At 43.6% G+C, this 12,294-nt stretch carries 10 protein-coding genes; 9 read left to right on the top strand and 1 reads right to left on the bottom strand.

Going from position 1 to position 12,294, the window contains the following annotated elements; translation table 11 throughout:
- Nucleotides 1–2: 2 nt before the first annotated feature.
- The 9 genes from LRM41_RS02755 to LRM41_RS02715 all read left to right on the top strand — a co-directional run bounded on the left by LRM41_RS02755 (nucleotide 3) and on the right by LRM41_RS02715 (nucleotide 11,838).
- A complete protein-coding gene (locus LRM41_RS02755; protein ID WP_243819357.1) occupies nucleotides 3–1,886 on the top strand; it encodes an alanine--tRNA ligase in 1,884 nt (627 codons plus the stop codon).
- Nucleotides 1,887–1,935: 49 nt separating this feature from the next.
- Nucleotides 1,936–3,198 (top strand): cell division FtsA domain-containing protein, encoded by a 1,263-nt coding sequence (locus LRM41_RS02750; RefSeq protein WP_243819356.1) that lies wholly within the window; start codon nucleotides 1,936–1,938, stop codon nucleotides 3,196–3,198.
- A gap of 1 nt (nucleotide 3,199) precedes the next feature.
- Nucleotides 3,200–4,831: a hypothetical protein gene (locus LRM41_RS02745; RefSeq protein WP_243819355.1), complete on the top strand. Its 1,632-nt coding sequence runs from the start codon at nucleotides 3,200–3,202 to the stop codon at nucleotides 4,829–4,831.
- Nucleotides 4,821–5,234: a Holliday junction resolvase RuvX gene (gene ruvX, locus LRM41_RS02740; RefSeq protein ID WP_129631399.1), complete on the top strand. Its 414-nt coding sequence runs from the start codon at nucleotides 4,821–4,823 to the stop codon at nucleotides 5,232–5,234. Before LRM41_RS02745 ends, ruvX begins: the two co-directional genes overlap by 11 nt.
- On the top strand, nucleotides 5,221–6,297 hold the full coding sequence (gene mltG, locus LRM41_RS02735; RefSeq protein WP_243819354.1) for an endolytic transglycosylase MltG: 1,077 nt from the start codon (nucleotides 5,221–5,223) through the stop codon (nucleotides 6,295–6,297). Before ruvX ends, mltG begins: the two co-directional genes overlap by 14 nt.
- 189 nt (nucleotides 6,298–6,486) lie before the next feature.
- On the top strand, nucleotides 6,487–7,677 hold the full coding sequence (locus LRM41_RS02730; RefSeq protein ID WP_243819353.1) for a CHAP domain-containing protein: 1,191 nt from the start codon (nucleotides 6,487–6,489) through the stop codon (nucleotides 7,675–7,677).
- Between the two features lie 60 nt (nucleotides 7,678–7,737).
- Nucleotides 7,738–9,060 carry a GTPase ObgE gene (gene obgE, locus LRM41_RS02725; protein WP_243819352.1) on the top strand — a complete coding sequence of 441 codons (1,323 nt, stop codon included), beginning with the start codon at nucleotides 7,738–7,740 and terminating at the stop codon, nucleotides 9,058–9,060.
- Between the two features lie 46 nt (nucleotides 9,061–9,106).
- Complete coding sequence (sbcB, locus tag LRM41_RS02720) at nucleotides 9,107–10,525, top strand: exodeoxyribonuclease I (protein ID WP_243819351.1); 1,419 nt, start codon at nucleotides 9,107–9,109, stop codon at nucleotides 10,523–10,525.
- A 62-nt stretch (nucleotides 10,526–10,587) separates the two neighbouring features.
- The gene (locus LRM41_RS02715) at nucleotides 10,588–11,838 is read left to right on the top strand and encodes a WD40/YVTN/BNR-like repeat-containing protein (protein WP_243819350.1); all 1,251 of its coding nucleotides are present in this window, start codon (nucleotides 10,588–10,590) and stop codon (nucleotides 11,836–11,838) included.
- 3 nt (nucleotides 11,839–11,841) lie between these two features.
- Here the strand turns inward: LRM41_RS02715 and LRM41_RS02710 are convergent, their stop codons facing one another.
- Nucleotides 11,842–12,228, bottom strand: a complete 387-nt coding sequence (locus tag LRM41_RS02710; protein ID WP_243819349.1) for a hypothetical protein — start codon at nucleotides 12,226–12,228, stop codon at nucleotides 11,842–11,844.
- Nucleotides 12,229–12,294 lie beyond the last annotated feature (66 nt).

Below are 12,294 nucleotides of genomic sequence, written 5' to 3'. Positions count from 1 at the left end.
TCATGAATGCCCAAAAAATACGTAGTAAATATCTTGAATTTTATAAAAAACAGGGTCACGCCGTTGTTGAACGTGCGCCGTTGATTTTAACTAATGATCCGACGACTTTATTTACGGGCGCCGGAATGCAGCCGATGATTCCGTACTTGCTTGGTGAGGCGCATCCCGAAGGCAAGAGAATTGCCGATTCTCAAACGTGTTTGCGAGCGCAGGACATCGACGACATTGGGGACAATCGTCATACGACGTTTTTTGAGATGCTTGGAAACTGGAGTTTGGGCGACTATTTTAAGGAAGAGCAAATTGGCTGGATGTGGACGTTTTTGACTGAGGAAATTGGTCTTGATCCACAGAGATTGTACGTAACGTGTTTTATTGGTGCGCCGGAATATAATATCGATAAAGATGTTGAAGCGGCTAAATTGTGGCAGAAAAAGTTTGCAGAAAAGGGCATTGATGCAAAAATGGCGGATATCGGCAGCGAAGAGCAGGGCGCGGCGCGTGGTGTAAATCCAGGTGAAAGAATTTTCTTTTATGATGGCAGTAAAAACTGGTGGAGTCGCAATGGCGGTCCAGAAACTACTCCGGTTGGTGATCCGTGTGGCCCGGATAGTGAGATGTTTTATGAGTTTGATTTCATTGAGCATGATCCAAAATTTGGTGAAAATTGTCATCCGAACTGTGATTGTGGTCGATTTATGGAGATTGGCAATAACGTATTTATGGCATATAAAAAAGTTGCTGAGGGGCAATTTGAGCCACTTGATAAGCCAAATATTGACCATGGATCTGGACTTGAGCGAATCGCGGCTGCAGTAAATAATGATCCTGACGTCTTTAAGATTAGTTTGCTTTGGCCGATTATTGAAAAGCTGCAAGATCTGAGCGGCAAGGATTACGCTTCGCATACCGAAAGTATGCGAGTGATTGCTGACCATTTGAGAGCTGCGACGTTTATGGCGGTTGATGGGTGCGTGCCAAGTAACAAAGAGCAGGGCTATGTGATGCGTCGTCTGCTCCGTCGGGCAATTCGTTATAGTTTTGACTTGGGGATTGAGCAGAATTTCCTGCAAGAAGTTGTGCCGACGATTGCTGATTTGTACGAAGCTGATTTTCCAGAGGTGAAGAATAATCGCGACAATATAATTGCTGTTCTCGTTAAGGAAGAAAAAGCTTTTCGCCAGACTCTAAGAAAAGGCTTGCGACAAATGCAACGCTACATTGACGATGGCTTGACTGGTGAAGAATTGTTCACTTTGTATGACACTTTTGGTTTCCCAGTGGAACTCAGTACGGAAGAAGCGTATAAACAAGGAATTAAACTTTCGGACAATTGGCGCGAGGAATTTACCGCGAAAATGGATGAGCAGAGGCAGCGCTCTAAGACGGCTCGCAAGGGGCAATTTAGCGGTGGCTTGGAAGGTCATGACTCTATTCATTTGAAATATCACACGGCGACACATTTGCTGGGAGCGGCGTTACGTAAGGTTTTGGATGCGCCAGATTTACAGCAGCACGGAAGCAATATTACCGCCGATCGATTGCGCTTTGATTTTAATCACGATAAATTGACACCCGAGGAAAAACAGGCGGTTGAAGATCAGGTTAATGCTTGGATTGATGAGGATTTACCAGTTAGTTTTGCTGTATATCCGACCGATGAGGCATTGAGCATGGGGGCAATTGGTGCATTCGGTGAGCGTTACGGTGATGAGGTTAAGGTTTATTCTATTGGTAAAGATGATAATATCGTTAGCTTTGAAGTTTGCGGCGGCCCACACGTTGAACACACTGGAGTTTTGGCTGAAGATGGCAAGCGATTCAAAATCACCAAAGAAGAATCTAGTTCGGCTGGAATTCGTCGAATCAAGGCTGTTTTAAGATAGATAATTAACTGTTGCTCTAAAATCACAAGCGTTATATAATATTTCTTATATGGCATTGAAAGACATGTTGAAGAAGTCTGATAAAGATAGTCGCGAACTATTGGTTAGCTTAGATATTGGTACGGAGGTGGTTAAGGCGTTAATCGCTGAAGTTAAAGACGACGAGCTGAAGATTATCGGCGTTGGTCGAAAACAGCAGGAAATGGGCGATATGCACAGCGGTGCGATTGCTGATATTGCTGGTGTTGTAGCGAATTGCGAAGAGGCTCTGTCTGAGGCTGAGGATCAAGCTGGCGTTCAGGGTAAGCGGGTTGTTATTGGTATCGCGGGCGAATTAGTTAAGGGCGTTACGAATACTATTCGCTATCGTAGGCCGCAGCCGAATAAGCCATTAGACATTGCCGAGATGGAGTTCATCATTGAGAAAGTTCAGGAGCGAGCCCAGGGAAAGGCTCAGGCTCAAATTGCACTGGAAACTGGCAATGAGGATGTTGAAGTGAAGCTGGTTAATTCGGCGTTGGTGAGTATTCATATTGATGGCTATAAAGTTTCGAATCCGATTAGTTTTCAGGGGCGAGATGTGGCGGTGCAGATTTACACGGCGTTTGCTCCGATGGTTCATATCGGCGCGCTGGAGAAGGTCGCGGACGAGCTTGCGCTAGATTTGGTGGCTGTGGCTGCCGAGCCATTTGCGGTGAGTAGGAGCGTTTTGGGATCGGATACGGATAGTAATTTCACGGCGATTCTAGCGGACATTGGTGGTGGCACGACAGATATTGCAGTTGTTAATGACGGCGGAGTCGAAGGCACGAAGATGTTTGGTATTGGTGGACGAAGTTTCACTAGAACTATTGCGGCTGACCTGGATTTAAGCTTCAAAGATGCAGAAAAACTGAAGTTGAATATTGATAATGAGAATTTGAAGCCTAGCGTAAAGAAAAAAGTTGACGCGGCGATCGACAAGACCTTGGAAGTTTGGCTATCGGGCGTTGAATTAGCGCTGAGCGATTTTGATAATGTTGACTATTTGCCTAATAGGATTTTACTGTGTGGTGGCGGATCGAGCCTACAGAAAATTACTGAAGCTCTGAAAACTCGACGCTGGCCAGAAGACCTGCCTTTTACTAAGAAACCAGTAGTTCAATATATCAATCCGAGTGATATTACAGGGATAGTTGACGAAACCGGAGATGTTAGTGATCACACATTTGTAACTGCAATGGGCTTGTTGCGAGTTGGATATGATACAATTATCGGTAGCCAAGACGGTAATAGTTTAGTTGAAAAAGTAAATAGGTTGTTAAAGATTTAAAATGAATAAAGACGTTATTTATATCGATGTAGAAGACGACATTACGACGATAATTAGTAAGATTAAGGCGTCGAAAGAGAGGATTATTGCGTTAGTGCCGCCTCGAAGAATTGGCGTTTTACAGAGTGCCGTCAATATTCGATTACTGGCTCGGGCGGCAATTTCGGCAGATAAGAGAATTGTGTTGATTACGAATGATTCGGTTTTGGCTGGATTGGCGGCAACGGCGAAAATTCCTATTGCAAAAACGCTTCAGAGCAAGCCAGAAATTGCGGAGATTCCGGTTCTGAAAGTCGATGACGACAATGATGTGATTGATGGCGGCAAACTGGCGGTTGGAGATATGGCGGATTCCGCCAAAAGATCAAAGAAATCTGATGAAGATTCTGTCGTAGATAATGCTATAGCTGAAGCAAACAAGAAGGAGTCTAAGGGGCTGGATTCTCTGAAAAAGATGGTTAAAAAACCGAAAGTCCCTGATTTTAATACATTCCGTAAGAAGTTCTTATTGATAGGCGGTGGTGCTTTACTTTTGATCGTATTTTTGGTTTGGGCAATTTGGTTTGCTCCACACGCCACGGTCGTTATTTCAGCAAAGACTACTAGTATGACAGTCAGTGATACCGTCAGCTTGAATGAAACAGCCGCTACAAGCGCAAAATCTAATGTCATTAAGTCTGTAAAGAAAGAATTAGCAAAGGAAGTTAGTGTTGAATTTTCTGCTACGGGCAAGAAGAATGTCGGAGAAAAGGCGACCGGAATAGTTGTCTTCAGTAACTCGTCGTCAAGTAGTGTGACTATTTCAGCTGGTACAATTTTGAAAAATAGTGGGCTATCTTATACTTTGAATTCTTCTGTGACTGTCCCAGGAGCTACGTTGGGTTGGAGTTGTCCAGGATATAAATGTCCGGGATCTACTTCTGGGTCTATTACCGCAAGCGAGGGTGGAGCTCAGTATAATGCAGCCACTGGCAGTATGAGTATTTCGGTTGATGACATTTCTGCGTCGCTGCGGTCTGCTACTAGTGGCGGCACCGATAAAACTGCAACGGTTGTGACGGCTAGTGATATAGAATCGGCAAAAAGCAAGCTGAGCGAAAAGAAGATTGATGGATTAAAGGAGCAATTGTTGTCATCATTCGGCGATTCGGCAACGGTTATAACGGAAAGCTACGTTGAAAACCGATCAGATCCTAACCCAAGTGTAGCGGTAGACGGCGAAGCGACTGGAGCTGTAACTCTGAAATCTACAATTACCGCCAGCGCGTTGGCTATTGATAAGAATGAGCTAAAAAACTTTGTGGAAGCAAAGCTTAAAGAGGAGATTTCTGGTAAGAAGTCGCAGAGAATTTATGACAATGGAGTAAGCAAGATTGCGTTCTCGCAATTTTCTAAGGCGCATAATGTACAGACTGTGCGTTTAACTACGAATGGCAAGGTTGGCCCAGATATTAAAGAAGCGAACGTAAAGGATCAAGCCAAAGGCAAGAGTTACGGAGAAGTTCAGTCTGCTATTGAATCTATCGAAGGTGTTGAAGACGTCGACGTTAAATTCTCTCCATTCTGGGTTAAATCTGTTCCAAAAGATATCAATAAGATTAATGTCGAATTTAAGATAAAAGATGTCAAGTAAAAACTTTTTAGCGCTAGATGTTGGATCTCGGCGAATTGGCTTGGCTATGGCGGATTCGCAAGTGAAGATCGCTGTGCCGTTTGGTTGGTTGGAGAATAATGAAAATATCGTCCAGGAAATAACAGAGCTAGTATTGAGGCACGATATTGATACGATCGTAGTGGGTTATCCACGAAATCAATCTGGCGAACCAACAAAGCAGACGGAATTTGTAGAAGAATTTGTTAAGCAATTTGAAGACATTGAGCTTGATACGGAGATTGTTTTTCAGGACGAATCTTTAACAAGTGTGCAGGCCGAGCAGAGATTGGGTAATAAAATTAAAGATAAGGGCGAGATTGATGCGGAGGCTGCTAGCATAATTTTGCAGGACTTTTTGGAGGAGAATTATGAAAATTCGTAAACAACGCATTTGGCTATTAGTGTTGTCAATAGTTGTGGCTATCGCTGGAATCGGCACCCTTGGGGCAACAATGTGGTATAAGCAAATGCTTTCTCCTGTCGACGTAAATAGTCAGCAAACCTTCAGAATCAATATTAAAGAAGGTATGGGATCTAGTGATATTGCCAAAACTTTAGAGGATAATAAAATTATCAAAAACTCTTTGGCGTTTTCTATTTACACAAGGATCCATAATTCGGCGAGTAAGTTCAAGGCTGGTGTTTATTCTGTAAAAGCTTCACAATCTGTCGATGAGATAATTAATCATTTGACTAGCGGTAAAACTGATGAGATTGCTATAACATTTTATCCTGGATCGACTTTGAATAAAAAAATGAAGAATTCTGACGGCAGAGAAGTTGAATCCGTGTTGCTTAAGGCGGGATTCTCGGATGATCAGATAAAAAAGGCATTTGCTACTAAGTATGACAGTCCAGTTTTTGCGGGTAGACCGGAAAATGCTGGGCTTGAGGGGTATATTTACGGTGAAACATTCTATATTTCTCCAGACGAAACCGCAGAACAGGTTTTGCAGCGTTCAATTGATCATCTGGAGAAAATTGTTAAGAAATATAATCTGGAGGAGAAACTTAAAGCTCGTGGGCTGACTTTATATCAAGGTATAACACTAGCGTCGATTATTCAGCGCGAATCGATTGGCTGTGGGTCTGGTGCGGCAACTTGCGAGGATCAGCGTAAGATTGCTAGCGTATTTTACAATCGCCTGAAAGCCAATATGCCGCTTGGCTCTGATGTAACATATCAGTATATTGCTGACAAAACAGGGGTAGAGCGCTCGCCGAATCTTAAATCGCCATACAATACACGCATTCAAAAAGGCTTAACTCCTGGACCAATCGCTTCGCCTAGTTTGAGCGCGTTGAATGCCGCTGCTGACCCGATAAACTCTGATTATCTATATTTCCTGAGCGGCGACGATGATACTACGTATTTTGCAAAAACCAACGAAGAGCACGAGGCTAATGTCAAGGCTCACTGTCAAAAGAAGTGTCAGATTTCTTGACAAAAACGCATTTTATAAAATTTATTGACTTTATTGTCAATGTTGTGTAAAATAGATGTTAGATCATTTGTCTAATTTATCAACAGAGGTGAATTACGATAAATGACCTGCCAAAATTGTCGCTACGGATATAGCAAAACTAATGTAGAATAATAATAATCAATTAGGTCGACAACATATCCTGTTCTATTGCGAGAAGAAAGACAATTTGGTAGAGGTGCTAGTGGTAACATTAGCACAAGGAGAACGATTATTCGTAACCATTTTACATCTCTTCGGAGTAAAAAACGTAAACTGCAATCATTTGCAATCTACGGTGGAATATTTTTATTGACTATATCATTTTTGATCTACGGCAATAGTGGTAGTAATGTATCCGCTGAAAGATCAAAAACTTTGGCATCATCTGAAACTACTGGTGTTTCATCGGTATCTAAGTCTGCTAAGTCTAAAACAGCTTCAGTAGATGAATTAACGGCAGCTAATGCTGTAACTAATTTGGCAGAAACGGCGGAATTGCCTTCGGCTGGTGATTTACGCGAGTCTGAAACTTCACTAACGATTAAGAAGAATCTTTCTCAGAATGATACAGAAGTTATAACAAAACCTGACATTGTTAAGCCAGACACTTCGGCGGCGCGTGGTATTTCATCTTACGTAACCAAAGAGGGTGATACGATGGAGTCTATTGCTAAGAAATTTAAGATTTCATCTCAGACGCTTCGTTGGGCTAATAATACAACTTCAGACGCTGTAGAGCCGAATAAGACTCTAGTTGTGCCTCTTGTTGACGGTGTTATCTATACTGTTAAAGACGGTGATACTGCCCAATCTCTGGCAGAAAAGTATAAGACGAGTGCTGAACGTGTTGTTCTATATAATGATATCGATGACGGTGCTAAGTTGTCTACTGGCTCTAGAATTGTGTTGCCTGGAGGTGAGCTTCCAGAAAATGAGCGACCTGGTTATGTTGCTCCACGAAGTAGGTCTTATGGTAACCGATATTCTTCTTCGGCATCGTCTACTACTACGAGCGCAAGTCGAAGCTGGTTGACTGCTTCTGTCGGCAACCGCTATGCGGCAGGTAACTGTACATGGTATGCATACGAGCGTCGTTTGCAGCTTGGTCGTCCAATTGGTAGTTTCTGGGGTAATGCTAATACTTGGGCTACAAGTGCTCGTGCCGCTGGATTCGTGGTTAATAATACGCCAGCACCTGGTGCAATATTCCAGACGACTGCCGGATATTATGGTCACGTTGGTATTGTTGAGCGAGTTGAAAACGGTGTGGTTTACGTTAGCGATATGAACTATGCAGGTTATGGAATCATTACTCACCGTACGCTCAACGGTGCAGGCGGTTATCTATATATCCACTAGAACTAGTTAATATTAGCACCTCCGCTATCTCTCGGGGGTGCTTTTTGGTATACTAAAGATATGTTTGTAGATATTGCAAAAGTTTTAGTGCGCGCCGGTAGAGGCGGTAATGGTGTAGTCAGTTTTCGTCATGAGAAATACGTCGACAAGGGCGGTCCTGATGGTGGTGATGGCGGTCGTGGTGGTGATATTGTTTTTTTGGCGACGAAGAATCTTAATACGCTTTTGAATTTTAGATATAAGCCGGAGCTTAAGGCTGAAAAGGGTGGTGATGGCGGAAAACGTAATAAGCGAGGAAAAAGTGGTGCGCCGCTAATCGTTAAGGTGCCGATGGGCACCCTAGTGAAGCGCGACGGTATGGTAATTGCGGATTTGACCGAAGATCAGCAGCAGGCAGTGGTGGCTCGCGGTGGAGATGGTGGATTTGGAAATGCGCACTTTACGTCTAGCACGCGCCAAACGCCTAAAATTGCTGAACTTGGTGAGGCTGGCGAGGAGTTCGAGGCAGAGTTGGAATTGAAATTATTGGCCGACGTTGGTTTGGTTGGCTTTCCGAACGCTGGTAAGTCGACGTTCCTGAGTGTGGTTTCTAATGCGCGTCCGGAGATTGCCAATTACGAATTTACGACTTTGACGCCTAATTTGGGAGTGGCTGATGTTGATGATGGGTCGATTTTGATCGCTGATATCCCGGGGTTGATTGAGGGCGCATCGGAAGGTAAAGGTTTGGGTGATCAGTTTTTGCGACATGTCGAGCGAACGGCCGTGTTGCTTCATATGATTGATGTGTATAGCGATAATCCTGCGGAGAAATATCAGGCAATTCGTCGCGAGCTGGAAAAATATTCTGAATCATTAGCGGAGCGTCCAGAGATAATAGCGCTGACCAAGTGTGAAGGCTTGGATGATGAGATTATTGCTATGCAGTCGACTGCCCTTCAAAAAGTAGCTAATGGAGCGCCAGTTGTGGCGATTTCTTCCCAGACGCACGACGGAGTGACTGAGCTTCTACGAATGTTGCGCGATGAAGTTGCTGGGTATCGAGAGCGTGAAGCTGAGATTGTTGATGAAAAAGAGGAAGATTTGCCGACAATTTCGTTGGACGATCAGGTCGTTTCTGATGCTTGGTCTGTAAGGCGTGTTTCTGACGCTGAATCTAATGAGATTGACGATGAAGATGAGAAGATTGAGTTTATTGTTACGGGTGCTAAGATTGAAAAGTTTGCTCGTCGGACTAACTTTGATCAGTTTGAATCCGTTAATCGCTTGCGAGATATTATGCGAAAAATGGGAATTACTCACGAATTATTGCGTCAAGGGGCGATTGGTGAAAGCTTGATTCAGATTGGCGAATCTATGCCGTTTACATTGATCGAGCAATAGATTCTGCTGGTGTAAATTAGCGTGAGCTTGATGATATAATATAAATATGGCGCAAACATTTTTCTTCTACGATCTTGAAACTAGCGGTCTTAATCCCAGGCAAGATCGAATTATGCAATTTGCCGGTCAGCGAACCGATATGGATTTGCAGCCGATTGGCGAACCGTATAACATTCTCGTGACACTAAATGACGATACGCTGCCGAGTCCTGATGCGTTGATGGTGACGGGCATAACGCCACAAAAAACTGTCGAAGAAGGCTATACTGAGGCTCAATTTGCGCGTATGTTAAGCGAGGAAATATTTACGCCTGATACGATTGCTGTTGGATTTAATAATATTCGTTTTGACGACGAGTTTATTCGTCATTTGTTTTGGCGAAATTTTTACGATCCATATGAGTGGACTTGGAAAGACGGTCGATCCAGGTGGGATTTGTTGGATGTGGTGCGCTTGACCAGGGCGCTTCGACCTGAGGGAATTAAGTGGCCAATTGACGATAAAGGCGAGCCGAGTAACCGCCTAGAGCTTATCACGAAAGCTAACGGGATAGAGCATGAAAACGCCCATGACGCGCTGGCGGATGTGACGGCGTTGATTGCTGTGACTAAATTGATTAAGCAGAATCAGCCACAAATGTACGACTATTTGCTGAAAATGCGCGATAAGAAATTGGTTCAGAAACTGGTGAATGTCGATGATAAAAAACCTTTTGTTTATGCGAGTGGTCGTTATGATAAAGAGTTCGCCAAAACGACCGTAGCATTTCCGCTAACCACGAGCCGAAATGGTGGCGTGATTGTTTATGATTTGCGTTATGATCCGACGCCGTTTGTTGATCTGAGTGTTGAGGAATTGTCGGCGAAGATATTTGCAACATGGGAAGAAAGGCAAGCTGAGGATTTTGTCAAATTGCCAGTTAAGGAATTGCAATATAATCGTTGTCCGGCAGTTTCGCCACTTGGCGTGTTGACTCAGGGCGATGGCTGGAAGAAGATTTCTCTGGATGCGGAAACTGTACAGAAGCACCAAGATGTTTTACTTTCTCATCCAGATTTTGCTGAAAGGTTGCGCAGTATATTTGAGAATAAGCCAGAGTTTAAGAAAATGACCGATCCGGAAGCGCAATTATACGATGGATTTTTGGACAATAGTGATCAAGTTCGCGTTGAAGCCGTACGTAATGCTGATGAGCGCGAGTTGGCTGACTTTCATCCGGATTTTCAGGATGAGCGATTGTCGCCACTATTGTTGCATTATAAAGCGCGAAGTTTTCCTAATTTGCTCAGTGAAGATGAGTTGCGACAATGGGAAGAATGGCGAACTGAGCATTTACAGGCGCAACTGCCGCAATTTATGAAATCTCTGCAACGATTAGCGCCTAGTGCGACTGACGAACAGCAGTTTATTTTGCAAGAATTGCAGTTATGGCTGGAGTCGGTTTTACCTTCTGTTGACGCCTGAAATATGGTTATGCTAAAATCAGAAAGACGGTTTCGCATAGAAAAACAAAAAATGGGGGAGTGATGTTAATTAAGAACAGAAAACGTGCAGCATACAGGGGGATACTGTCTTTGGTATTCATATTTTCGTTGTCGACGTTGGCAGTCTTATCGCCTTTGGTTAGAGCAGAGGAATCGCCTAAGTATACATGGAAGGACGTAACCGTACCAGGAGATGATAAATTTAGGGAGGCGACTATCAGTCCAGACGGATCAAAACTTTTTGTCCGACGAGAAGATACTAATACTGGCGATATGAAATTGTTAATTTCCGCAGATAATGGTGTAAGCTGGAATAGTTTTGCAATGCCAGATTACGCGAATAGATTGCTAGTAAATACAGACGGATCTAAGATGGTTGTGAACGGTCGGCACGGAGAAAATTCTTTTTATACGTCAACTGACGGTGGGCGTAATTGGGTGAAGTCTAGTAATATAGACCCGAGTAATAATCATTTATTTATGAGCCCAGACGGTTCCACTCTGGCTAGGTGTGGAGATGATGGTGAAACTCCTCCGCTTTATGTTTCTACTGACAATGGTCAAACTTGGACGCAAAAAGGTAATATTTGTCCCGAGCGCGTGCTTGATGGCGGAAAGATGATTGCAATAAATACAACTCCGAGTGTGGTAAAGAGGTCTAATGATTACGGATTAACTTGGACGGATGCTGGAGCTCACAGCCCCTATGACGTAACACTTGCGTCTATTAGTGCTGATGGCAATAAACTGTTTGATGGTCACAAAATTTCAGTAGATGGCGGTGTCAGCTGGGCGCCTATTCCTACTAAAGTTCCGACTTGGAAGACGGGTGACTATATTACGCAGACAGGCATTAGCGATGACGGCAAGAAATTGTTCGCTTATGTTCGACCAGGTGTCCTAGACGCTTCAAATTTGCCATATATTGTAATATCGGTGGATGGTGGTAAAACCTGGACGACACAGAGTGATAGTGTGTTTGGTTTTGGTAGTGTCTATTCGTCTTCGTCGATGTCCAGAATGTTCGCGATGTTCTATGACATGACAACGGGCGCACCTTATTATCGTCTAGCAACCCTACCGACGCCCCCACCTGTAGCTCCTGGCGGTACTGGCTCAGGCACGAGCGGAGCTGCCACTCCATCCACAGGCTCTACTTCTGCCACTCCTGGGCAAAAGCCAGGAAAAGCATCAGGGCGTTTGGCTGAAACAGGAAACTCTGTTCAGTTAATCGGTGGATTGGCGGTTATCGCCGTCGCAGCTGGTGCGTTGGTGCTGAGAAAACGGCTGTAAAAATTAAGTCATAGACGGAGCGAGCTTTTGAGATTCAATCTCATCATAAGGCTCGCTCTTTTCCATATTGGAAAGTAGATAAATTGATAATAAAATAAGTTCGCTTTTTTGATTTGGTGTAAAGTAGCGGATTTTTCTGTTGATTCGTCGTTGCGCGATTTCGCCGGCAATGCTAATGAATTCCCAGAACAGGGCAGAAAGTGATTTTCTGAGGATAATTGCCAACGGTACGATAATTGCCCAGAAAATAACCATTAAAATTGCGGGCAGGCTGATGTTTGTGAATGGGATTTTTCCTAGGAAAAAGAAGAAAAAAAGTTGGTCAATTACAAAAGGCGCGAGTAGTATCGCTCCGAGTGTTATAACTAAGTAAATGCCCAGCTTTCTCATAGATCTAACTGTAGCAAATAAGATATTGACTTGCAATCATAAGCGTAATGTGTTTTAACTCTGATT

It is taken from the genome of Candidatus Nanosynbacter sp. TM7-087 (assembly GCF_022828365.1).
Classification (GTDB): domain Bacteria; phylum Patescibacteriota; class Saccharimonadia; order Saccharimonadales; family Saccharimonadaceae; genus Nanosynbacter.
This window is presented reverse-complemented; position numbering and strand designations above follow the sequence as displayed.